The organism is Stenotrophomonas sp. P2112 (assembly GCF_041897515.1).
In the GTDB taxonomy this organism is placed as follows: domain Bacteria; phylum Pseudomonadota; class Gammaproteobacteria; order Xanthomonadales; family Xanthomonadaceae; genus Stenotrophomonas; species Stenotrophomonas sepilia.
The window spans coordinates 1952192-1975672 of sequence record NZ_CP169216.1; the positions used below are offsets into that span (position 1 = coordinate 1952192).

General features: G+C 67.1%; 19 protein-coding genes. 11 read left to right on the plus strand and 8 right to left on the minus strand.

Going from position 1 to position 23481, the window contains the following annotated elements:
- Positions 1 to 7: 7 nt before the first annotated feature.
- The 3 genes from ACEPA4_RS09110 to ACEPA4_RS09120 all read left to right on the plus strand — a co-directional run bounded on the left by ACEPA4_RS09110 (position 8) and on the right by ACEPA4_RS09120 (position 4935).
- A complete protein-coding gene (locus ACEPA4_RS09110) occupies positions 8 to 1003 on the plus strand; it encodes a carbohydrate kinase (protein WP_164093669.1) in 996 nt (331 codons plus the stop codon).
- A complete protein-coding gene (locus ACEPA4_RS09115; RefSeq protein WP_005416348.1) occupies positions 1000 to 2226 on the plus strand; it encodes an AGE family epimerase/isomerase in 1227 nt (408 codons plus the stop codon). The genes ACEPA4_RS09110 and ACEPA4_RS09115 overlap by 4 nt, the downstream gene beginning before the upstream one ends.
- 90 nt (positions 2227 to 2316) lie before the next feature.
- On the plus strand, positions 2317 to 4935 hold the full coding sequence (locus ACEPA4_RS09120) for a glycoside hydrolase family 2 protein (RefSeq protein WP_262089640.1): 2619 nt from the start codon (positions 2317 to 2319) through the stop codon (positions 4933 to 4935).
- Between the two features lie 81 nt (positions 4936 to 5016).
- Here ACEPA4_RS09120 and mtnC read toward each other — a convergent pair whose 3' ends face one another.
- The 5 genes from mtnC to ACEPA4_RS09145 all read right to left on the minus strand — a co-directional run bounded on the left by mtnC (position 5017) and on the right by ACEPA4_RS09145 (position 10546).
- Positions 5017 to 5712: an acireductone synthase gene (gene mtnC / locus ACEPA4_RS09125; RefSeq protein ID WP_134955628.1), complete on the minus strand. Its 696-nt coding sequence runs from the start codon at positions 5710 to 5712 to the stop codon at positions 5017 to 5019.
- A 3-nt stretch (positions 5713 to 5715) separates the two neighbouring features.
- Positions 5716 to 6273: an acireductone dioxygenase gene (locus ACEPA4_RS09130; protein ID WP_065177596.1), complete on the minus strand. Its 558-nt coding sequence runs from the start codon at positions 6271 to 6273 to the stop codon at positions 5716 to 5718.
- A 92-nt stretch (positions 6274 to 6365) separates the two neighbouring features.
- On the minus strand, positions 6366 to 7007 hold the full coding sequence (locus ACEPA4_RS09135) for a methylthioribulose 1-phosphate dehydratase (RefSeq protein ID WP_057497058.1): 642 nt from the start codon (positions 7005 to 7007) through the stop codon (positions 6366 to 6368).
- A gap of 553 nt (positions 7008 to 7560) precedes the next feature.
- Complete coding sequence (locus ACEPA4_RS09140) at positions 7561 to 8988, minus strand: amino acid permease (RefSeq protein ID WP_005416353.1); 1428 nt, start codon at positions 8986 to 8988, stop codon at positions 7561 to 7563.
- 82 nt (positions 8989 to 9070) lie between these two features.
- Positions 9071 to 10546, minus strand: coding sequence for an amino acid permease (locus ACEPA4_RS09145; RefSeq protein WP_005416354.1), 1476 nt, complete (start codon positions 10544 to 10546; stop codon positions 9071 to 9073).
- A gap of 132 nt (positions 10547 to 10678) precedes the next feature.
- Between ACEPA4_RS09145 and ACEPA4_RS09150 the strand changes: the two genes are divergently transcribed.
- Both ACEPA4_RS09150 and ACEPA4_RS09155 read left to right on the plus strand, forming a co-directional pair.
- Positions 10679 to 11293: an NUDIX hydrolase gene (locus tag ACEPA4_RS09150; protein ID WP_081275722.1), complete on the plus strand. Its 615-nt coding sequence runs from the start codon at positions 10679 to 10681 to the stop codon at positions 11291 to 11293.
- A gap of 74 nt (positions 11294 to 11367) precedes the next feature.
- Positions 11368 to 11685 (plus strand): hypothetical protein, encoded by a 318-nt coding sequence (locus ACEPA4_RS09155; protein ID WP_353088777.1) that lies wholly within the window; start codon positions 11368 to 11370, stop codon positions 11683 to 11685.
- Positions 11686 to 11810: 125 nt separating this feature from the next.
- Here the strand turns inward: ACEPA4_RS09155 and serA are convergent, their stop codons facing one another.
- On the minus strand, positions 11811 to 13052 hold the full coding sequence (serA, locus tag ACEPA4_RS09160; protein ID WP_164092854.1) for a phosphoglycerate dehydrogenase: 1242 nt from the start codon (positions 13050 to 13052) through the stop codon (positions 11811 to 11813).
- 169 nt (positions 13053 to 13221) lie between these two features.
- Between serA and ACEPA4_RS09165 the strand changes: the two genes are divergently transcribed.
- The 3 genes from ACEPA4_RS09165 to ACEPA4_RS09175 all read left to right on the plus strand — a co-directional run bounded on the left by ACEPA4_RS09165 (position 13222) and on the right by ACEPA4_RS09175 (position 16809).
- Positions 13222 to 14610, plus strand: a complete 1389-nt coding sequence (locus ACEPA4_RS09165) for an FAD-binding oxidoreductase (protein WP_164092853.1) — start codon at positions 13222 to 13224, stop codon at positions 14608 to 14610.
- 62 nt (positions 14611 to 14672) lie between these two features.
- Entirely contained in the window at positions 14673 to 14972 is a 300-nt protein-coding gene (locus tag ACEPA4_RS09170; protein ID WP_065196996.1) for a DUF2388 domain-containing protein, read from the plus strand.
- A gap of 40 nt (positions 14973 to 15012) precedes the next feature.
- The gene (locus ACEPA4_RS09175; RefSeq protein ID WP_164092852.1) at positions 15013 to 16809 is read left to right on the plus strand and encodes a DUF4105 domain-containing protein; all 1797 of its coding nucleotides are present in this window, start codon (positions 15013 to 15015) and stop codon (positions 16807 to 16809) included.
- Here the strand turns inward: ACEPA4_RS09175 and ACEPA4_RS09180 are convergent.
- Together ACEPA4_RS09180 and ACEPA4_RS09185 are read right to left on the minus strand one after the other, a co-directional pair.
- On the minus strand, positions 16787 to 17863 hold the full coding sequence (locus tag ACEPA4_RS09180) for an ATP-binding protein (RefSeq protein ID WP_065177603.1): 1077 nt from the start codon (positions 17861 to 17863) through the stop codon (positions 16787 to 16789). The two genes, ACEPA4_RS09175 and ACEPA4_RS09180, sit on opposite strands and share 23 nt — an antisense overlap.
- Positions 17863 to 18579, minus strand: coding sequence for a response regulator (locus ACEPA4_RS09185; protein WP_005416361.1), 717 nt, complete (start codon positions 18577 to 18579; stop codon positions 17863 to 17865). Before ACEPA4_RS09185 ends, ACEPA4_RS09180 begins: the two co-directional genes overlap by 1 nt.
- A 129-nt stretch (positions 18580 to 18708) precedes the next feature.
- Between ACEPA4_RS09185 and ACEPA4_RS09190 the strand changes: the two genes are divergently transcribed.
- From ACEPA4_RS09190 to ACEPA4_RS09200, 3 genes are read left to right on the plus strand one after another with little or no spacing between them, the layout of a single operon-like run.
- A complete protein-coding gene (locus ACEPA4_RS09190; protein ID WP_065196766.1) occupies positions 18709 to 19857 on the plus strand; it encodes an efflux RND transporter periplasmic adaptor subunit in 1149 nt (382 codons plus the stop codon).
- A 36-nt stretch (positions 19858 to 19893) separates the two neighbouring features.
- The gene (locus tag ACEPA4_RS09195; protein WP_164093553.1) at positions 19894 to 23043 is read left to right on the plus strand and encodes a multidrug efflux RND transporter permease subunit; all 3150 of its coding nucleotides are present in this window, start codon (positions 19894 to 19896) and stop codon (positions 23041 to 23043) included.
- Positions 23024 to 23416 (plus strand): nuclear transport factor 2 family protein, encoded by a 393-nt coding sequence (locus ACEPA4_RS09200; RefSeq protein WP_065184948.1) that lies wholly within the window; start codon positions 23024 to 23026, stop codon positions 23414 to 23416. Before ACEPA4_RS09195 ends, ACEPA4_RS09200 begins: the two co-directional genes overlap by 20 nt.
- Positions 23417 to 23481 lie beyond the last annotated feature (65 nt).

The window sequence follows — 23481 nt, forward strand, 5'->3', positions numbered from 1 at the left end:
GTCCGGAATGGGTGGCATCGTTTGCTTCGGCGAAATTTTGATCGATCTACTAGCGCAGCCGCCGGCCTCGGCCGACACGCCGCGCGCCTTCCTGCAGTACGCCGGTGGTGCACCGGCCAACGTTGCCGTTGCGGCCGCACGGTTGGGTGCGAAGACGCAGTTCGTCGGCACGCTGGGCCGCGACATGTTCGGCGACTTCCTGGCCGACAGCCTGGTCGAGCACGGCGTGGGCACGGATTACATCGTGCGTACCGATGCGGCCAAGACCGCACTGGCCTTCGTCGCACTGGATGCCAGCGGCGAGCGCAGCTTCAGCTTCTATCGCCCGCCGGCAGCCGACCTGCTGTTCCGTGACAGCGACTTCCAGGCGGCGTGCTTCGACAGCGCACAGTGCTTCCATGTCTGTTCCAACAGCCTGACCGAAGCGGCCATCGCCGAGGCGACCTTCGCCGGCATGGATCGCGCGCGCGCGGCTGGCGCGGTGGTCAGCCTCGACCTCAATCTGCGTCCGGCGCTGTGGCCGGCGAACGAGGACCCGACACCGCGCCTGTGGCAGGCGCTGGAACGCGCCGACCTGGTCAAGCTGTCGCGCGAGGAGCTGGACTACCTGGCCGCGCCGCTGGGTGCCGATGGCGAGGCAGCGGTACTGCGGCGCCTGCTCGCTGCGCGCGCGCGCTGGGTGATCGTCACCGACGGTGCGGCCACGCTGCACTGGTACACGCGCGACAACCACGGCACGATCACAAGCTTCCGCGTGGCTACCGTCGACACCACGGCGGCTGGCGATGCTTTCGTCGGTGGCGTGCTGGTTGGGCTGCTGGAGCGCGGCGGCGCCGGTGCCGGTTTTGCCGCCTTCTGCAAGGACCCGGAGGCGATCACCGCCACGCTGCGCTTCGGTGCTGCGGTCGGTGCGCTGGCTGTTACCCGCAAGGGCGCGTTCGCCGCGATGCCCTCGCTCGATGAAGTGCAGCAGCTGCTGCAGGCCCAGGACATTACCGCATGAGCACCTCCCCCGACTTCCGTTCACCCGCGTTCCTGCGCGCGCACATCGCCGATACGATGGCGTTCTACCACCCGCGGTGCATCGATCCGAACGGTGGCTTCTTCCACTACTTCCGTGACGACGGCAGCATCTACGACGCCAACCATCGCCATCTGGTGAGCAGCACGCGTTTCGTCTTCAACTACGCGATGGCCTACCGCGAATTCGGCAACGCCGAGTACCGTGAGGCGGTCGAGCACGGCGTGCGCTACCTGCGCGAGGTGCACCGCAACCCGGCCACCGGCGGTTACGCCTGGACCCTGCGCGACGGCAAGGTCGAGGACGACATGAACCACTGCTACGGCGTGGCGTTCGTGCTGTTGGCCTACAGCTGCGCACTGAAGGCCGGTCTCGAACAGGCCCGCGCATGGATGGACGAGACCTGGCAGCTGCTGGAAGCGCGCTTCTGGGAGCCCCAGCACGGCCTCTACAAGGACGAAGCCGATGGGCAGTGGAACTTCACCGGCTACCGTGGCCAGAACGCCAACATGCACATGTGCGAGGCGATGCTGGCCGCCTTCGAGGCCAGCGGCGAACAGCGCTATGTGGAGCGCGCGCTGCAGCTGGCCGACAACATGACCCGTCGCCAGGCCGCCAAGGCCGGTGGCCTGGTGTGGGAGCACTACGATTCCAACTGGGAGATCGACTGGGACTACAACCTGGACGACCCCAAGCACCTGTTCCGCCCGTGGGGCTTCCAGCCGGGCCACCAGACCGAATGGGCCAAGCTGTTGTTGATCCTGGACCGCCATGTGCAGGTCGACTGGCTGGTGCCGACCGCGCAGCACCTGTTCGACGTGGCCGTGGCGCGCAGCTGGGACGAGACGCGGGGTGGCCTGTACTACGGTTTCGCGCCGGAGTCGCGCCGGCAGCCGGGCATGGATGGCGCCCCGATCGGTGGCGACAGTTTCGTCTGCGACGACGACAAGTATTTCTGGGTGCAGGCGGAGACGCTTGCGACCGCCGCACTGATGGCCAAGCGTACCGGCGATGACCGCTATTGGCAGTGGTACGAGCGTATCTGGGCGTATTCGTGGGAACACTTCGTCGATCACCGGTACGGCGCCTGGTTCCGCATCCTCGATGCCGACAATCGCAAGTACAGCGACGAGAAGAGCCCGGCCGGCAAGGTGGATTACCACACCATGGGTGCGTGCTACGAAGTGTTGAACGTGGTGCGTTGAGGTTGGCGCGCCGGGCATGGCCCGGCGCTGCCGTGAACTGGACTTGCAGGTAGCGCCGGACCATGCCCGGCGGAAAGACAGGAGCATCCCGTGCATCGCCTTCCCCTCGTTGTCCGCCTGCTCCTGCTGCTGATCGCGGCGTCCGCCTTCCCGGTCGCTGCCACGCCGCTGCAGGCACAGTGGGAGTTCCGTATGCTGCCCGGCGACGCGCAGGGCGCCGCTCATCCAGGTCTGCAGCAATGGCGGGCGGCGACGGTGCCGGGCAGCGTGCACACCGACCTGCTGGCTCACGAACTGATCCGTGATCCGTATGTCGGCGCACCAGAGGCCGAACTGCAATGGATCGGCCTGGCCGCCTGGGAGTACCGCGCCCGCTTCGACGTGGATGCGGCGACGCTGGCCAAGCCCAATGCCGAGCTGCGCTTCGACGGTCTGGATACCTACGCCGACGTCAGCCTCAACGGCAAGCCGCTGCTGCGCGCGGACAACGCGCACCGGACCTGGCGCGCGCGCGTGAATGGGCGCCTGCGGGCCAGGGACAATGAACTGCAGATCGTGTTCCGTTCGCCGATCCGCACCCTGCTGCCGGGCGTGCGGGCAATGCCGCACAAGATCGCTGGCAACTACCCGTCGCCGTATGGCGATGAGCCGAAGGACGCGATGGTCGGCAACTTCGCGCGCAAGCCGGCCTACCACTTCGGCTGGGACTGGGGTCCGCGCTATGTCACCGCCGGCGTCTGGCGCGGAATCGATCTGCAGGCTTGGGACGCGTACCGCCTGACCGATCTTGCGGTGCGCACGGATGCATTGAGCGCGGAGCAGGCGAAGCTGGCCGTGCTGCTGCAGGTGGAGCAGGGCGCGGCGGCGGGCTCGGCCGTGGTGACTGTGGATGTGCGCGATCCGCAGGGCCGCAACGTGGCCCAGGTGCAGCGCACGGTGCTGCTGAAGCCCGGCCAGAACAGCATCGAGGTTCCGGTTGAACTGGCCGATCCGCGGCGCTGGTGGCCAGCCGGCCACGGTGCGCAGGACCGCTACATGGTGCAGGCCCGCCTGGACCAAGGTGGCACGCCGGAGCTGGCGCGCGAACAGCGCATCGGCCTGCGCACGGTCGAACTGCGCCGCGAGGAAGACCGCAAGGGCGGGCAGGGCTTTGCCTTCGTCATCAACGGCGTGGAGATCTTCGCCAAGGGCGCCAACGTCATTCCGTTCGATGCCTTCCCCGCGCGCGTCGATACCGCACGCCTGCGCCAGGTGCTGACGGCCGCGCGCGACGCCAACATGAACATGCTGCGCAACTGGGGCGGCGGCTACTACGAGGAGGACGCGTTCTTCGACATCGCCGACGAACTGGGCCTGCTGGTGTGGCAGGACTTCATGTTCGGCGGCGGCATGCAGCCGGGCTACGATCCGGCGTTTCGTGCCAACGTGGTGGCCGAAGCACGCGACAACGTACGTCGTCTGCGCCATCACCCCAGCATCGTGCTGTGGTGTGGCAACAACGAGGAAGAAACCGCCTGGAAGGACTGGGGCCACGGCCGCGACCTGAAGGCGGCCGACCCGGCATTTGCGGCGAAGGTCTGGCAGGGCTACGTCGACCTGTTCGGCAACGACCTGCGCCAGGTTGTGGGCGAGGAGGGGCTGGGCGTGCCGTACTGGTCCAGCTCGCCCAGCAACGACCTTGACGAGAACGCCAACGATTCAACGCGTGGCGACAAGCACTACTGGCAGGTCTGGGGCAATCCGGCGCTGCCGGTGCAGGCCTACCTGCGTGAGACGCCGCGCTTCATGTCCGAGTACGGGCTGCAGGCGTGGCCGTCGGTGGCGACGGTGGACCAGATCGCCACCCGCGCCGAACAGCGCATCGACAGCCCGGTGATCCGCGCGCACCAGAAATTCATGGCCGGCGAGGGCAACAGCCGCCTGCTGCACTACATCGAACTGGGTTACGGCACGCCGAAGGACTTCGAGGACTTCGTCTATCTCAGCCAAGTGATGCAGGCCGATGGCATCGCACTGGCGGCGCTGCATCATCGCGCCTCGCGGCCATACACGATGGGTTCGCTGTACTGGCAGCTCAACGATGTCTGGCCCGGCGCCTCGTGGTCCAGCGTGGACTATTTCGGCCGCTGGAAGGCGCTGCACTTCGCCGCGCGGCGTTTCTTCGCGCCAGTGACGGTGGCAGCGCTGCGCGACGAGGGCAGCACGCGGGTGCGCCTGATCAATGATGGCGCCTCACTGGAAGCGCGCTGGCGTCTGCGGGTGATGGACGTGGAGGGGAAGGTGCTGCGTCGTCGCGAGGAAACGGTGACGTTGGTGGCGGCGGGTGTCACCTCGATGGGCGATTTCAGCGATGCAGAGCTGCTGGCCGGTGCCGACCCGACGCGTACGGTGGCGGTGTTCGAGTTGCTGCAGCAAGGCGACGTGAGCGCGCGGCAGGTGGTCGGTTTCGTTGAGGCCAAGGACCAGCTGTTGCCGCGGCAGAAACCCAAGGCCACGTTGTCCATCGAAGGGGACCACTATCGTCTGCGGCTGGAAAGCGCGGCGTACGTGCGCGCGGCGTGGATCGACTTCGGCGCGCTGGATGTGCAGGTCGAAGACAACCTGCTGGACCTGCTGCCGGGCGAAACACGTGATATCGCGGTGCGCGGCCCGGTGGATCTGGTTACCCTGCGCGAAGCGCTGAAGGTGAAGACCCTCAACGACCGTTGAGGGGTTTCCCGCTTTGGTAGGTGCCAACCTTGGTTGGCACACCAGCAGCATGCCAACCAAGGTTGGCACCTACCATTTTGCTTACAGCTGGATCTGCTGGAAATTCTCGACTCGTTCGTGGCCGTTGGCGGCCTGGCCGGTACGCGGCATCGGGTAATCATCCAGGCGATCGATCAGGCGGGTCTGCAACCCGGCTTCGCGGGCGGCATCCAGTTCTTCCACCACATCGGACAGGAACAGGATCTCGCCGGCCGGTACGCCGATGGCCTGCACGATGCGGCGGTAGCTGTCGGCCTCGCGCTTGCCGCCGACTTCGGTATCGAACCAGCCCGACACCAGCGGGCTGAGGTCGCCGGCGTCGCTGAACCCGAAGAACAGCTTCTGCGCCGGCACCGAACCGGAGGAGTACACGTACAGCGGCAGGCCGGAAGCGTGCCAGCCCTTCAGCACCGGCGCCACTTCCGGGTAGAAGTGCGCGGTGTAGTCGCCACGGCGGTATCCTTCGTCCCAGATCAGCCCCTGCAGCGCCTTCAGGGCGGTGTGCTTGCGGTCCTGGTCGATCCAGCCCTGCAGCGTCTCGGCTACCAGATTGTCCTTGCAGGCACCGCCGATCTCGGTAGCCACCGCGTCCAGCCAGCGGCGGACTTCAGGCTGCTGGCCATGCTCGGCGACAAACGCGGGCAACGCCTTGCGCGCATAGGGGAACAGCACGTTCTTGACGAACGAGATGCTGCTGGTGGTGCCTTCGATGTCGGTCAGGATGACGCGGGCTTGCATGGATCAGGACGCCTGGGTGGGTACGTAACGAGGGAACTTCTGCGCGATGTCGGTGCCGGTGAAATGGCCGACCCAGCCGTCCGGCTCGGTGAAGAAGCGGATCGCCACGAAGCTGGGTTCCTCGCCCATGTCGAACCAGTGGGTGGTGCCATCGGGCACGGCGATCAGGTCGTCCTTCACGCATTCGATCTCATAGACCTTGTCACCCACGTGCAGGGTGAACAGGCCCGAGCCAGCAACGAAGAAGCGCACTTCGTCTTCCTTGTGGAAGTGCTCGTCGAGGAACTTCTTGCGCAGCTCGGCGCGATTCGGGTTGTCCGGGGCGATCGAGGCTACGTCCACGCTCTTGAAGCCGCGCTCGGCGACCAGGCGGTCGATGTCAGCGCGGTAGGCGGCGAATACTTCCTCCTGGCTGGCGCCCGGTGCGACGGGCGCGGTGGCCTGCCAGCGCTCGAAGGTGACGCCGATCTTCTGCAGCTCGGCAGTGATGACCGCGCCGTCCTGGGTGTCCAGCAGCGGCGAATCGGGGCGGGTGTCGTCGTAGATGCGCAGTCGGCTCATGGCGGCAGCTTGAACGTCTCGGGGGGAAGACAGGGTAGCAGGGTGGGTGTAGGGCGCAGATTCCGGATCGGCATCTGCACCTGCGCGCCGGTTCAGCCGCGCAGCCTGCGCAGCTCCAGTTCGCAGTGGAACAGGAACTCGAACGCTTCCAGGTGGCGGCGTGCCTCGGCCATGTCGCGGCCCCAGGCGTACAGGCCGTGGCCATCGATCAGATAGCCCCACAGGTTCTGCCGGTCGAGCAGGTCATCGACCTGCTTCGACAGCACGTTCATGTCCTGGGTGTTGGCGAACACCGGCACATCGATGGCCATTTCGTGGGTACTGTTGCCGGCGAAGGCCTTCAACAGCTCGTAGCCTTCCAGGCGGATATGACCCTGCGGCGCGTACAGGCGCGAGGCGATGGTCTGCACCGGAGAGTGCGTATGCAGCACGCAGCCGACCTCCGGGAAGCGGCGGTACAACTGGGTGTGCAGCAGGGTCTCGGCGGACGGGCGCAGCGGACGGCCGACGGCCTGGCCGTCGAAGTCCACCACCATGATGTCGTCCTCGATCAGGCGGCCCTTGTCCTTGCCGGACACCGTGATCGCCGCGTGGCGATCGTCCAGGCGGTGGGAGAAGTTGCTGCTGGTGGCCGGGGTCCAGCCGGCATGGGCCAGTTCGCGGACGTTGTCGATCAGCAGCTGGGCCAGTTCGCTCAGGCGCGCGGTGTCGTAGGGGAAGGTGGGGGCGTTCATGCCGACGATTTTACTGGATTCGGCCAACGGCTGAGCCCCTCGTGGCGGGTCGTATAGAGCGGTTCATGGGCGGGGCGGGGCAGGTGGGCCGTGCAGGGGACGCTGCAAGTACGTCCCTGTAAGCTCGATGGCGCCATCCATGGCGCCAGCGCCCCTACACGGCCCACCCGCCCCGCCTCTGACAGGTTCCGGTGTACGGCCGGCCACGGAGTGAAGAAGGAAAAGCGAAAAGCGGGTCGCGGCGCTGCGCTTGCTCGGAGCCGAGCATGGCTCGGCTCTACAGGGAATTCATCGACCGGAGAGAATTCATCTCTCAGACGCAATTCATCCACGCATGGCGTGGATCTACCGGACGTGCCAGGAGACTGTCGGAGGCGGGGAGGGGGGAGGTTGCGGGGGCGTGAGCCGCATGGATGCGGCGACCGAGCTTACAGGGATGTACTTGCAGCGTCCCCCGCAATCTCCCCCCTCCTCGCCAAACCCTCAGTCCAGCTGTTGCTGTTGACGTTGCTCCAGCGGGTGCAGGGCCGCAGGCCCTGCAATGCAAAAAACCCTACTTCACACGCAGCCGGCTGTGCCTGAAGCCGTAGCAGAAATAGATCACGAAACCGACGAAGGTCCAGACGCCCATCAGCATCCAGTTGTGCATCGTCATCGCCGACAGCAGGGCAACGCAACTCAGCACGCCCAGGCTGCAGATCAGCCAGGCCATCGGCATGCGGAACGGGCGCGGCAGGTCCGGCTGGGTGCGGCGCAGGATCAGCACGCCGGCACACACCGCCGCGAACGCGATCAGCGTGCCCATCGAGGTCAGCTCGCCAAGGATGTCCAGTGGGAACAGCGCCGCCAGCAGCGCGATGCCGATGCCGGTGATCACCGTGTTGATGTGCGGGGTGCGGTACTTCGGGTGGATCCTGGTGAACACCGGCGGCAGCAGGCCGTCGCGCCCCATGATCATGAAGATGCGCGGCTGGCCGATGATCATCACCAGTACCACCGAGGACAGGCCGACCAGCGCGCCGACCTCGACCACCCAGCGCAGCCAACCCAGCTGCGGATGCGCGGCCACCGCGGTCACCACCGGTTCGTCGGTGCCCAGCAGCTGGAACGGCACCAGGCCGGTCATCACCGCCGCCATCGCGATGTAGAGCACGGTGCAGACCACCAGCGACAGCATCATGCCGATCGGCATGTCGCGCTGCGGATTCTTCGATTCCTGCGCCGCCACCGACACCGCCTCGAAGCCGATGTAGGCGAAGAACACCATCGCCGCGCCACGCAGCACGCCTTCCATGCCGTACTTGCCGGGGCCTTCATTGGCTGGGATGAACGGCGTCCAGTTGCTGGTGTCCACGTACTTCCAGCCGACCACGATGACCAGCAGGATCAGGCCGGTCTTGAGCACGACCATCGCCATGTTCATTGCCGATGACTTGCTGATGCCGACGTAGCACAGCCAGGTCAGCAGCAGTACCAGCGCAGCGGCCGGCAGGTTGGCGATCGCGCCGGTGGGGCGCAGCTGTGCATCGAGTGGCGCACTGACCAGCGCCGCCGGTAGATGGATGTCGAACTGGCTGAGCAGGCTGAGGAAATAGCCGGTCCAGCTGACCGCCACCGCCGACGCAGAGACGCCGTACTCAAGCACCAGCATCCAGCCGATGAACCAGGCCGACAGTTCGCCGAAGGTGGCGTAGGTATAGGTATAGGCGCTGCCGGAAACCGGCACCATCGAGGCGAACTCGGCGTAGGCCAGCGCGCAGAAGGCGCAGCAGATGGCGGCCAGCACGAACGACAGCATGATCGCGGGGCCGGCGTGATTGGCGGCGGCCTGGCCGGTGATGACGAAGATGCCGCCGCCGATCACGGCACCGATGCCGAGGGCGGTCAGGCCCCAGGGGCCGAGGTGGCGGCGCAGGCTCAGGCCGTTGGCGTCTTCATGGGCGGCATGCGGGTGCTTGGTGGCCCACAGTTGCTTGAACATGTCTGGTGGTCTTGTCGAAGCGCGCCGTGTCTGGCGCGCGGGGAAAACGGACGGGCCGGCACAGGGCCGGCCCGTAGGCGGATCAGGGTGACTTGGCCAGCTTGCTGTTGCGCATGCCATAGCCGAGATAGATCAGCATGCCCAGCACGGTCCAGCCGACGAACAGGTGCCAGTGCACCACGAACGCCTGCCAGAACAGGAACAGGCAGGCCGCAGCGCCAAGCGGGCAGATGATCCACACCGCCGGCACGCGGAACGGGCGGTGGATCTCCGGCTTGGTATAGCGCAGCACCAGCACGCCGATGCAGACCGTGGCGAAAGCCAACAGGGTGCCCATCGACACCAGTTCGCCCAGCACGTTCAGCGGCACCAGGCCGGCCAGTGCGGCGGCGATCACGCCGACCACGATCGTGGCCCAATAGGGGGTGCGGAAACGAGCGTGGACCTTGCCGAAGAACTTCGGCAGCAGGCCGTCGCGGGAAATGGTGTAGGCGATGCGGGTCTGGCCCATCATCATCACCAGCACCACCGAGGACAGGCCGGCGATGGCGCCGATCTCGACCAGGGTCTTCAGCCAGGACAGGGTCGGGTAGGGCTCCAGCGCGGTGGCCACCGGCTTGTCGGTGCCCAGCAGGTGGTACGGCATCATGCCGGTCAGCACCGCGCAGACGATGATGTAGACGATGGTGCACACGGCCAGCGAGCCGAGCAGGCCGATCGGCATGTTGCGCTGGGGATCCTTGGTTTCGCCGGCGGCGGTGGAGACCGCGTCGAAGCCGATGTAGGCGAAGAACACGATGGTGGCGGCGCGGAAGATGCCGCTCCAGCCGAACTCACCCGGCACGCCGGTGTTTTCCGGAATGAAGGGCTGCCAGTTGGCCGGATCGATGTGGGCCGCGCCGATGCCGATGAACAGGCAGATGACGGTGACCTTGATCGCCACGATGATGGCGTTGACGAACGCCGACTGGGTCACGCCCACGTACAGCAGGCCGGACACCGCCGCCACGATCAGCACCGCCGGCAGGTTGAACAGCTTGCCGGAAGAGACGAACTCGCTGCCGGTCCAGGCGATGGGCGCGGCGCTGAGCAGGTCCGGGAAGGGCATGTGCAGCGTGGTGGTGATGAAGCTGATCAGGTAGGCCGACCAACCCACCGCGACCGACGCCGAGGCGAACAGGTACTCCAGCACCAGGCACCAGCCGATGAACCAGGCCATGCCCTCGCCGAGGGTGGCGTAGGAGTAGGAGTAGGCACTGCCGGAGACCGGCATCATCGCCGCGAACTCGGCGTAGCACAGGCCCGCCAGGGCACAGGCGAAACCGGCCAGCACGAAGGACAGCATCACCGCCGGGCCGGCGTGGTTGGCCGCGGCCTGGCCGGTCAGCACGAAGATACCAGCGCCGATCACCGCACCCACGCCCAGCAGGATGAGGTGTTTAGCCGTGAGGGTCCGTTTCAACGTGGCTTCGCCGTCCAGGCTGCCTTCGATGGGTTCGCCGGCATCGACGTGCCCGGCCGGCTGGACCGGCTTGACCCTCAACAGAGCTTTCAGCATGCAGTACTTCCTAATGATCGGATGGGGTGGGCCGCCGATACGTTGCCGGCAACCTTGAATGGTGAAGGCCGTGCGAACGGCCCGCTGTACCTTAGCCAAAGCTGAAGCCAACGCACAAGCGCAATCGCAACAATGAACGGCGATAATGAGCAGTATTTTTCCGAACCGCCCCCATTCATGCGCCAGATCGCCGAAACCCTTGCCGTGCTTGATGATCGCCTGCGCGGTCTGTTGCGGGACTATGCCCGCCGCGAGCCCGCCCACGACGCACTGGCTGCCGAATTCGGCACATTGCTGGACGATCCAGAAGATCCGTTCCGTCGCGAACGGCTGGCCGGGCATTTCACCGCCAGCTGCTGGCTGGTCAGTGCCGACGGCCAGCGCCTGCTGCTCACCCATCACCGAAAGCTGCAGCGCTGGCTGCAGCTGGGCGGTCACGCCGACGGCGACCGTGATCTGGCGCAGGTGGCGCTGAAGGAAGCCGAGGAGGAGTCCGGGCTGAGCGGCCTGGTACTGGAAGACCCGGCCATCTTCGATCTGGACAAGCATTGGATTCCGGAGCGCAAGGACGTGCCGGGGCACTGGCACTACGACGTGCGTTTCGTGATCCGGGCGCTGGGTGGCGAGGCCTTCGTGCTCAGCGAGGAATCGCTCGACCTGGCCTGGCGGCAGGTGACCGAAGTCGCGGCCGACCCCGAATCGGATGAATCCATGCAGCGCATGGCGCGCCGCTGGCTGGCACGTTGATGCTCTCGGACGGCTGTGCCGCGTTTGTTGCGGCTCATGCGTGTGGCGAGGCGAAGCAGGATGCTGCCCTTGCGATGATCAAGGCTGCATTGCCAGTCATCACATCCATCGACTGGGAGCGCGTGCCATCACGCCTGGAGGTCCCCGGGGTGGGGCGGGAGCGGCTGGCGCAGGAGTTGAGCGACATTGCAGATGCTGTTGGCTTGCCAAGCGAGGCTGCGTTGACGGTTGTCCAGGTGGATGGGGCGGTACCTTCGCTGGGCAGCCGCCTGCAGGACTGGCTGGTTCATTCCGAGGAGCTGGATTTCGTCGATACGCTGTTCCTGTCGATGGAAGACAGGGTTCTGATCCATTGGGACTTTTACAAGAACCTCCACGCCGTAAGGTTCTGAGGTGTTCCATCCACGCATGGCGTGGATCTACTGCGGGATCGCGCGAAACGCCAGTAGATCCACGCCATGCGTGGATGGCGCGATGCCGGAAGCACTCCGCCGGGGTATGCCCGGCGACGCCTTGCTCAATACAGAATGCGCGTCCGCAGCGTGCCCGGAATCGCGGCCAGCTCGTCGCGCACGGCGGCGGCCTGTGCCTCGCTGGCGGTGATGTCGATCACCACGTAGCCCACCTTCGGGTCGGTACGCAGGAACTGGCCGTCGATGTTGACGTTGTGGCGCGAGAAGATCTCGTTGACCTTGGACAGTACGCCCGGCACGTTCTGGTGGATGTGCAGCAGGCGCAGGCTGTCTTCGTGTTCGGGCAGGGTCACTTCCGGGAAGTTGACCGCCGACAGGGTGCTGCCGTTGTCGCTGTAGCGCACCAGCTTGGCTGCCACTTCCACGCCGATGTTGTCCTGCGCTTCCAGCGTGCTGCCGCCGACGTGCGGGGTCAGGATCACGTTGTCGTGGCGGGTCAGCGGCGACTCGAAGATATCGCCGTTGCCCTTCGGTTCGACCGGGAACACGTCCAGCGCGGCACCGCCGACGTGGCCGCAGGCCAGCGCAGCATCCAGCGCATCGATGTCGACCACGGTGCCGCGCGCGGCGTTGATCAGGTGCGCACCCTTGCGCATCTTCGCCAGCTCGGTGCTGCCGATCATCCACTGCGTGGCCGGCGTCTCCGGCACGTGCAGGGTGACGATGTCGGCGCGCGCCAGCAGGTCGTCCAGGCTGGCCGCGGCACGCGCATTGCCCAGCGCCAGCTTGGTTTCCACGTCGTGGAAGATCACCTGCATGCCCAGCGATTCGGCCAGCACGCCGACCTGGGTGCCGATGTGGCCATAACCGATGATGCCCAGCGTCTTGCCACGCACTTCATGGCTGCCGCTGGCCGACTTCGACCAGCCGCCGCGATGGCATTCGGCGTTCTTCTGCGGGATGCCGCGGGTCAGCATGATCGCCTCGGCGATCACCAGCTCGGCCACGCTGCGGGTATTGGAATAGGGCGCATTGAACACCGGAATGCCGGCCAGTTCGGCCGCATCCAGGTCGACCTGGTTGGTGCCGATGCAGAAGCAGCCCACTGCGATCAGGCGCTTCGCCTCGGCCAGCACCTCGGCGCTGAGCTGGGTGCGCGAACGGATGCCGACAATATGTGCCTCGGCGATGCGCGCCTTCAATTCGTCCTCGGGCAGCGCCTTGGTGTGTGCCTCGATCTGGCTGTAGCCGGCGGCGCTGAACACCTCCACGGCGGTCTGGCTGACCCCCTCCAGCAACAGCACGCGGATATCCTGCTTCGGGAACGAGGTCTTCTTCGGCGACATGGGGCAACACGGCCAGTGGGACAGGGGCCAACCACTATGCCAGATCACGGCGCTCATGGTGCAGTGCGCAATTGGTTGCATCCGTAGCTATCTGCCTGTCTGCAGGGCTGGACGCTGGCGCGTGCCGCTGGCACGCTTGCCCGTTCTTCACGCCCCGCGCTGGACCGTCATGACCGATTCCCGCATTGCCTCGCTGCAGCAGGCCTGTCCCGGCCTGAAGCTGAAGACCGACCCGGCCGACCTGGAGCATTACGGGCGCGACTGGACCCGGCGCTGGACGCCGGCGCCGCTGGCGATCGCACTGCCGGCCACGGTCGAGGAGGTACAGGCGGTGATGCGCTGGAGTGCCGCCGAGGGCGTGGCGGTGGTGCCGTCGGGCGGCCGCACCGGCCTCTCGGGTGGCGCGGTGGCGGCCAACGGCGAGCTGGTGCTCAGCCTGGAGAGGATGAACAGGGCGCTGGACTACGACGCGGTCGATCGCACCCTGGTGGTGCAGGCCGGCATGCCGCTGGAGGCCGTGCACAACGCCGCGCTGGACCACGGCCTGATCTACCCGGTGGATTTCGCCGCGCGCGGCTCGTGCACGATCGGCGGCAACATTGCCACCAATGCCGGCGGCATCCGCGTGATCCGCTACGGCAACACCCGCGAGTGGATCGCCGGGCTGAAGGTGGTCACCGCCAGTGGCGAACTGCTCGAGCTCAACAAGGGCCTGATCAAGAACTCCAGCGGCTATGACTTCCGCCAGCTGTTGATCGGTTCGGAGGGCACGCTGGGCGTGATCGTCGAAGCCACCGTTAAGCTGACTGACCCGCCGCCGGCCAGCAACGTGATGCTGCTGGCAGTACCCAGCTTCGAAGTGCTGATGCAGGTGTTCGCCGCGTTCCGCGCGCGCCTGCAACTGCAGGCCTTCGAGTTCTTCACCGACCGCGCGCTGGAACATGTGCTGGCGCACGGCGCGCAGGCGCCGTTCGACGAGGTGCACCCGTACTACGTGGTCACCGAGTTCGCCGCCAACGACGAAGCGAAGGAAGCGGCGGCGATGGCGGCCTTCGAGGACTGCATGGGCAACGGCTGGGTCAGCGACGGGGTGATCAGTGCCAGCGACGCCCAGGCCGCCCAGCTGTGGCGCCTGCGCGAAGGCATCACCGAATCGCTGGCGCGCTACAAACCCTACAAGAACGACGTCTCGGTACGGATCTCGGCGATGCCGGCGTTCCTGGCCGAGACCCAGGCGCTGATCGGGCAAGCCTACCCGCACTTCGACGTGGTCTGGTTCGGCCACATCGGCGACGGCAACCTGCATATCAACGTGATCAAGCCCGACGACACCAGTGACGCCGATTTCGTGGCGCAGTGCGAGCACGTCACCAAGCTGCTGGCGCAGGTGCTGGCGCGTTTCGATGGCAGCATCTCGGCCGAGCATGGCATCGGCCTGGTCAAGAAGGGCTACCTGGACAGCACCCGCGGCCCGGCCGAAATCGCGCTGATGAAGGCGGTCAAACGCGCGTTCGATCCCCAAGCGCGGCTGAATCCCGGCAAGCTGTTTGACGCCTGAGCCGGGCAAATCCTTCACGCACCCGTTACGCTCCACCCATCCTCACAACCGGCTTCGAACCGATGACCCGTCCGCTTCTGCTGCTCGCCCTGCTGTCCCTGCCGCTGGCCGGCTTTGCTTCCAGCTTCGCCGGCACCTCGGCCGGTTCTGCCACCGGTGCTTCCTCCGGCTCCTCGGGCAGCAGCTCGGGTGACGACAAGGTGGTGCTGGCCGCGCGCGACGATGCCGCTGCGTTCGTTGCCAGCGACGGCCAGATCCGTGGCGCCCGCCTGCAGGCCGCACTGGCCCACCTGCGTGAGCAGAGCGCCGCCGCGCAGCAGCAGAGCGACCTGGAACTGGCCCGCACACTGCTGGCGCGTTGATCCGGCCTTCGGGTAGTGCCGGCCGCTGGCCGGCAATTCCATGACATCTGCACGGAACGCCGCCACGCTTGGCGTGGCTCTACTGCTGACCGCCCACGTCGCGTCTGCAGCTGATCGCCTGCAGCTTGATCCGTCCGGTCTCGATCCGGCGCAGCAGCGGCTCGCCAGCCAGACCCTGGCCGACGTGCAGTCACTATTGCCGGACGGCCTGCTGGCTGCGTTGCCGGCGCAGGTACGGGTGCGCTGGACGGATGACCTGCCGGTCGATGTGCATGGCCGCACCTTCGCTGGCCGTATCGCGTTGCGCCGGAGTCTGCTGGGCGACAGTGCGCCGGGCGCCCGGCGCGCACGCCGCAGCGCGCTGGTACACGAACTGACGCACGTCGCCGACCGTGGCGGTGCGAACTGGTCGCAGAGCATGCGATGGCGTGACCTCGCGGGTTGGCAGCGCAAGCCCTGGCATCTCGGCCGTGGCGACAACGACTTCCGTGACCGCAGCCCCGATGCGTATGAACTGAAGGACCCGGCCGAGTACCTGGCAGTGAACGCCGAGCATTTCGTGCTCGACAGCGAGTTCGCCTGCCGGCGCCCGGCACTGGCGCGGTGGTACCAGGCCCATTTCGGAACCCCGCCATCGCTGCCGCAGTCGCACTGCGCGACCGCGTTGCCCTTGCTGCAGGCCGAATCGGAAGAGGGGGCGGCATCGCTGCTGCAGCTCGACCCCGCGCGTGTCTACGCCGTGGATTACCTGTTCGCCGAAGGCAGCGCGCAGCCGATGAGCCGCTGGGGCCACAGCATGCTGCGATTGGTGATCTGCAGGCCCGGGCGCGCGCCGGGACCGGACTGCCGGCTGGATCTTGAATACCATCGCGTGCTGTCCTTCCGCGCGTTCGTGGGCGACGTACAGATATCCAACTGGCGCGGCTTGACCGGCGGCTACCCGTCGCGGCTGTTCGTGCTGCCGCTGCAGCAGGTGGTGGACGAGTACACCAAGGTCGAACTGCGCGGCCTGCAGTCGCTGCCATTGCGGCTGCAGCGCGATGAGATCGCCAGCCTGCTCGAGCGCACCGCCCAGGTGCACTGGAGCTATGACGGGCGCTATTACTTCGTCAGCAACAACTGTGCGGTGGAGACCGCCAAGCTGCTGCAGGCCGGAGTGCCGCGGCTGGGCGAGGCCGGGCTGGCCCAGCTGAGTCCGCGTGGTCTCAAGCGCCGGCTGGCGCGGCTGGGCATGCTCGACGAGCGGGTACTCACGGACCGCAACGCCGCGCAGGCACAGGGGTATTACTTCGCTTCCGCGCGCGACCACTACCAGCAGTTGTTCACAGTGGCGGCGACCCAGCTGAGCCTGCCTGCCCGCGATGTGCGCGGCTGGTTGAAGCTGCCGGCGGAACAACGGGCACCGTGGCTGCTGAAGGGCGACCTGCGCGCCAGTGCCGGCCTGCTGTTGCTGGAACAGGCCGCACAGCGGCGTGCCGAGCTGCGGGCACGCGATGTGCTCAAGCGGCAGCTGCTGGCTGCTGCGGACAGCGCGGAAACCCGCAGCCTGCGCGGCCTGCTGGCGCAGAGTGGGCAGTGGTTGCGCCCGGGGACGCTGCTGCAGGACGGCGGCTATGGGTTGCCGCTGGGCGACGAGCAGGTACTGCTGTCTGCGGCCGTGGCCACTGCCAGTGCGCAGGCGGTACCGGCATGGCAGGCATTGCGTGTGCAGCTTCGCCAGCAGTTGCCGGCGCAGCAGCGTGAGGAAATGGATGCGATCGACGCCAATCTGGCCGCGCTGGGAGCACACCTGCGCACGCAGGCCGCTGGTCCGGCTACTGGCGCGGCAGTTCGATGACGAAACGGCTGCCGCCGCAGCTGCCGGGCGTGCAGCAGGCACGGCCACCATGTGCATCGGCGATGGCCTTGACCACCGCCAGGCCAAGCCCGCTGCCACCGCCCTGGCGCGAACGTGAGCCGTCGGCGCGCATGAACGGAGTGAAGATGTCGGCATGCAGTCCGGGATCGATCCCCGGGCCTTCATCCTCGATGGCCACCTGCACATGGCCCGGCGTGTCATGCACGGCGATGCGCACCTTGCCTGGGCTGGCATAGCGACGCGCGTTCTCCAGCAGCGCCAGCAGCGCCTGGCGCAGGCGCGTGGGATCACAGTGCGCGTTGTGTTCCTCGCGGCTGGTTTCCAGTTCCAGCACGAAGCCCGCAGCGCGGAACTGCGGGTCGACCAGCGTCATCACCGAATGCACCTCGGCCACCACGTCGGTGCGTGCGCGACGCACGTCCAGCCGCGCATTGTCGGACAGGCTCAGCACGCGCAGATCTTCAATCAGTCGCGACAGCCCTTCGACCTGGGCGAGCAGGCTGCGGAACTGCGACTCGTCCGGCTGGAACACGCCCTCGGCCAGTCCCTGCAGGCGGCCGCGCAGGATCGTCACCGGAGTACGCAGCTCATGTGCGATGGCCGCATGCCACATCGCGCGCTCGCTCTCCATGTGCTGCAGGCGGCGCGCCATCGCATTGAAGTCCTCAACCAGGGTTGCCACTTCGCCCGGCGAATTCTCCTCGACGTTGGCGCGCGCCCCAAGGTCACCGCTGGCGAGCGCACGCACGCTGTCCACCAGCGAATTCAACGGCGACAGGATGCGGTGGGCGAGGCGGAACGAGGCGGCGATGGCCAGCGCCAGGCCGGTCAGGATCACGCCCACCATCCATGCAAGCTCCGGCCCGGTCGGCAGCCAACTTTCCGGCTCTTCGGTACTTCCGGGGAAGAACTCGACCAGCACCGCGTACAGCAGCCACGACGACAGGATCATCATCACGATGACGCCGATCACCATCAGCGACATCGAGACGATGATGTGGCGGCTGAGCCCGGAACGGCGCAGTCGGGCCATCAGCGGTCAGCCATCAACCGGTAGCCGACGCCGCGCACACTGGCCGGAACATTGACCATGCCCACTTCGTCCAGCTTGCGGCGCAGCTTGCTGACATGGCTGTCGACAGTGCGCTCCAGCGCTTCGCTTTCCGGCAGGCATTCGTGCATCAGCTCGCTGCGGCTGAAGATGCGGGTCGGTGCCAGCGCCATGCAGTGCAGCAGCTTGAACTCGGTGAGCGTGAGCAGCACTTCGTGACTATAGCCTTCGCCCTCCACGTGCACGGCGTGGGTGGCCGAGTCGATCAGCAGCGGGCCGACGCGCAGCGCAGTGGGCGCGTCCACGCGCGAGGCGCGCAGCGTACGCCGCAGCACCGCGCGCACGCGCGCCGCCACCTCGGCCGGGTTGAACGGCTTGACCACGTAGTCGTCGGCACCCATGCGCAGCGCGGTCAGCTTGTCCAGGTCCTGGTCCAGCGCGGTCAGCATGATCACCGGCGTCTCACCACGCTGGCGCAGCTGGGTCAGCACGCTCCAGCCATCCAGGCGTGGCAGCTGTACATCGAGCAGGACCAGGTCGGGGCGGGCGCTGCGATGCAGGTCCAGTGCGCTATGGCCATCGGCCGCGCGCAGCGTGCGCAGTCCTTCGCGTTCCAGGTAGGCGCTGAGAATATCGGCGATCTCGGCCTCATCCTCGACGATCAGGACCAGGGCGGCGAGGGCGGGGGAGGCATGCATGCAGGGGCGGGGCCGTAAGGTGCTTGCCTCCATCGTATCTCCACAGTTCCTCCATCGAAACCCCATCATTGCCACGCACACTGCGCGCTTCAGAACCTATCCGCCGCCTGCGCGGCATTGTGCACAGCAATGAGAACCTTCAGGACTCCGGTCGCGTTGATCGCGGCCCTCGCCCTGGCCATGACGGCCTGCTCAACCCCCGAAGCCACTCCCGAAGCCGCACCGCGTGTCAGCGTGGTCACCGTCGGCCCGCAGGTGGTACAGCGCGATGACGAACTGCCCGGCCGCGTGGCTGCCGTGCGCACCGCACAGATCCGTGCCCAGGTGGGCGGCATCGTGCAGCGCCGCCTGTTCGACCAAGGCGCAGAAGTGAGCGCCGGCCAGGCCCTGTTCCAGATCGATCCGGCGGCGTTCCGTGCAGATGTTGATTCGGCACTGGCAGCCCTTCAGCGCAGCGAAGCGGCGCTGGGCCGCAGCCGCGTGCAGTCGCAGCGCCTGCATGCGCTGGCCGCCGCACAGGCGGTCAGCCAACAGCATCGCGACGATGCCAGTGCCGAGTACGAACAGGCCCGTGCCGCGGTGAACGAAGCGCGCGCGATCCTGGCCCGTCGCCAGCTTGACCTGCGCTATGCCACGGTCAGCGCGCCGATTGCCGGCCGCATCGACCAGGCGCTGGTGACCGAAGGCGCACTGGTGGGCGTGGCCGATGCCGAGCCGATGGCAGTGGTGCAGCAGATCGACCAGGTCTACGTCGATGTGCGCCAACCGGCGGCGCAGCTGGAGTCTCTGCAGCGCAGTGCCGCCGGTGGCGGCGAGCTGCCGGTGACGATCATCGGTGCCAGCGGCAAGCCACTGCCCGAACGCGGCCAACTGCTGTTCTCCGGCATCAATGTCGATGCGCGAACCGGTGATGTCATCCTGCGCATCCTGGTCGACAACCCGCAGCGACAGCTGCTGCCCGGCATGTACGTGCGCGCGAGGGTGCCACGTGGCGCGCCGGCCAGTGCATTGACCGTGCCACAGCAGGCGGTGCTGCGCAGCGCCGGTGGCCAGGCCTATGCCTGGGTGATCGGCGCCGACGGCAAGGCGGTGATCCGCACGCTGGAAGTGGACGGCAGTGTCGATCGCCAGTGGCTGGTGCGCACGGGCCTGAAGGCCGGCGAGAAGGTGGTGGTCGAGGGCCAGGAGCGCCTGCAGGAAGGCGTGGTGGTCGATGCGCGCGACTGGCAGATGCCGGTCGCCAGCGCCGGTGCAGTGCAGGCCGGCAGCAAGGGCTGAGCCCTTCCGGGGCCGGTCCCTCCAGGGAAATCCAACATGGCACGTTTCTTCATCGATCGCCCGGTGTTCGCCTGGGTGCTGGCGATCTTCATCATCCTGGCCGGCGTGCTGGCGATCCCGCGGCTGGCGGTGGAGCGCTATCCAGCAGTCGCCCCGCCCAGCGTCAGCATCTATGCCAGCTACCCGGGTGCCAGCCCGCAGACGCTGAATGATGCCGTGGTTGGCCTGATCGAGCGCGAGCTGTCCAGCGTCAAGCACCTGCTGTACTTCGAGTCGTCGGTGGACGCGTCCGGCGAAGCGTCGATCACTGCCACCTTCAAGCCCGGCACCAATCCGGAGCTGGCGCAGGTGGACGTGCAGAACCGGATCAAGGCGATCGAACCGCGGCTGCCGCGCAGCGTGCGCCAGAACGGGCTGTTCGTGGAGGCCGCTGATTCCGGCTTCCTGATGCTGGTCGGCCTGCGTTCGCCCGATGCCAGCGTCAGCGAGGCGGCGCTGGGCGATTTCATGGCGCGCAACATCATCGAAGAGCTGCGCCGTATCGATGGCGTCGGCCGCGTGCAGTTGTTCGGTGCCGAGCAGGCGATGCGCGTGTGGCTGGACCCGACCCGGTTGACCGGCTACGGCCTGACCATGGGCGATGTGGCAACCGCGATCGAGCAGCAGAACCTGGAGATTTCGCCAGGACGCATTGGTGATTCGCCGGGTGTTCCAGGCCAGCGCATCACCGTGCCGCTCAGTGCCGACGGCCAGTTGTCCACGCCGGAACAGTTCGCGGCGATCGTACTGCGTGCCGGCGCCGACGGTTCACGGGTGGTGCTGGGTGATGTCGCCCGCGTCGAGCTGGGCGCGCAGAGCTATGCCTGGGGCACCCGCGAGGACGGCCATCCAGCCACCGCCACCGGCGTGCAGCTGCGCCCGGGCGCGAACGCGGTGCGTACCGCTGCGGCGGTGCGTGAGCGCATGGCTGAGCTGGCGCCGCTGCTGCCGCGCGGGGTGGAAGCGAGCATCCCGTTCGACACCGCGCCGTTCGTGGAGATATCGATCCAGAAGGTGGTGCAGACCCTGCTGGAGGCGATGCTGCTGGTGTTCGCGGTGATGTACCTGTTCCTGCAGAACTGGCGTTACACGCTGATCCCGGCGCTGGTCGCACCGATCGCGCTGCTGGGTACGTTCGCGGTGATGCTGGCGCTGGGCTTCTCGATCAACGTGCTGACCATGTTCGGCATGGTGCTGGCCATCGGCATCATCGTCGACGACGCGATCGTGGTGGTCGAGGGCGTGGAGCGGATCATGGCCGAGGAGGGCCTGCCGCCGCGCGAGGCCACCATCAAGGCGATGCGTGAACTGACCGGCGCAGTGATCGGCATTACCCTGGTGCTGACCGCGGTGTTCATCCCGATGGCGTTCGCCAGCGGTTCGGTGGGCGCGATCTACCGTCAGTTCACCGTGGCGATGGCGGTGTCGATCCTGTTCTCGGCGCTGCTGGCCCTGAGCCTGACGCCGGCGCTGTGCGCGACCCTGCTGCGCCAGGCCAACCACGGCCATCACGGTCGCGGCGGGCTGTTCGGCGCCTTCAACCAAGGCTTCGAGCGGATGACCGGGCGTTACCAGCGTGGTGTGGCGACGGTGCTGCAGCGGAGCGGGCGGGTGATGGGCGTGTTCGCCGCACTGGTGGCGGCGTTGCTGCTGGGCCTGCACTGGCTGCCGGGCGCATTCCTGCCGGAAGAAGACCAGGGCTATTTCATGACCTCGATCCAGCTGCCGGCCGAGGCGACGGCCGAGCGTACGCTGGCCGTGGTCGAAGCCTACGAACGGCACGTGGCCTCGCGTCCGGGCATCGGCTCCAACCAGTCGATCCTCGGCTACAGCTTTTCCGGTTCCGGCCCGAGTGCGGCGCTGACCTACACCATGCTGAAGGACTGGGGTGAGCGCGCAGGCGCAACCGCGGCCGGTGAGGTGGAGGCCGCGCAGCAGGCGATGGCCACGATTGCCGAGGGCGAGGTGATGAGCGTGATGCCGCCGGCCATCGACAGCCTGGGACGTTCGTCCGGCTTCTCGCTGGCGCTGCAGGCGCGCACCGGGCAGGGCCAGGCCGAACTGCGCGCGGCCCTGCAGCAGCTGCTGAAGCTGGCCGAAGCCAGCCCGCTGCTGTCGGAGGTGCATGCCGATGGCCTGCCGGCCGGCACCAGCGTGCGGCTGGACATCGACCGGGCCAAGGCCGAGGCAATGGGCGTGGGCTTCGAGCAGATCAGCAGCACGCTGTCGGCAGCCATGGGCTCGCAGTACGTCAACGACTTCCCCAACAAGGGACGGCTGCAGCAGGTGATCCTGCAGGCCGATGCGCCGCACCGGATGGAGCTGGAAGACGTGCTGAAGCTGTACGTGCGCAACAGCGAGGGCGGCATGGTGGCGTTGTCCGAGCTGGTCACCCCGCACTGGACCGAAGCGCCGTTGCAGCTGCAACGCTATCTTGGTTTCCCCGCGCTGAACCTGTCCGGCGCCCCGGCCTCTGGCGTGTCCACCGGCCAAGCCATGGCGGAGATGGAGCGGTTGGCCGCAAAACTGCCGTCCGGCTTCGCCCTGCAGTGGACCAGCCAGTCGCTGCAGGAGCGTGAGTCGGGGGCGCAGGCGCCGTGGCTGCTGTTGTTGTCGATGCTGGTGGTGTTCCTGGTGCTTGCCGCGCTGTACGAGAGCTGGTCGATTCCGTTGGCGGTGCTGCTGGTGGTGCCACTGGGCCTGCTTGGCGCGGTCGCCGCGGTGCTGTTGCGCGGCATGCCCAACGACGTGTTCTTCAAGGTCGGCATGATCACCGTGATCGGGCTGTCGGCGAAGAACGCGATCCTCATCGTCGAATTCGCGCGCCAGCTGCAGCAGCAGGGGCGCGGTCTGGTTGAAGCAGCGCTGGAGGCGGCGCGGCTGCGCCTGCGCCCGATCGTGATGACCTCGCTGGCGTTCGCGCTGGGCGTTGTGCCGCTGATGCTGGCGCAGGGCGCGTCGAAGGAAACCCAGCAGGCGATTGGAACCGGTGTGTTCGGCGGCATGGTCAGTGCGACCGTGCTGGCGGTGTTCTTCGTGCCGGTCTTCTATGTAGTGGTGCAGGGCGCGCGGCAGTGGATCGCGCAGCGCCTGCGCAGGCGCCGGCCGATGCCGGGAGGAACCGTGGATGGAACGGAACATCGTTGAAGATCTGCATGAGCAGCAGTTGCTGGCGCTGGAACAGCGCCTGTGCGCAGCGCTGCTGGAGAACAATCACGATGCGTTGAACGCGCTGGTATCGCCGGCCCTGTTCCTGATGGACGGCCACGGTGGCCGCATGCTCGATCTGCCGTGGCTGGGTGATTGGTTGGCCGGAGACCTGCAGGTACGAAGCCTGCAGCTGCACGCGGTGGAAACGCTGCTGTGTGGCCGTCTGGCGTTGCTGTCCAGCGACGTGCGGATGTCGGTGTGGCGGCAGGGCTTGGAGCGCGAACTGAAGCTGCGCCTGTTGCGGGTCTGGACCTGCAGTTCCGGCGGCAGTGGCGCGCAGCTGCTGTCGATGGCGGTGCTGGCCGCATGAGTGCGGTCAGGCCGTTTTCAGGCCCCGCTCACCCCGAGGTGGTAGGGTCGAGCATTCCTGTAGTG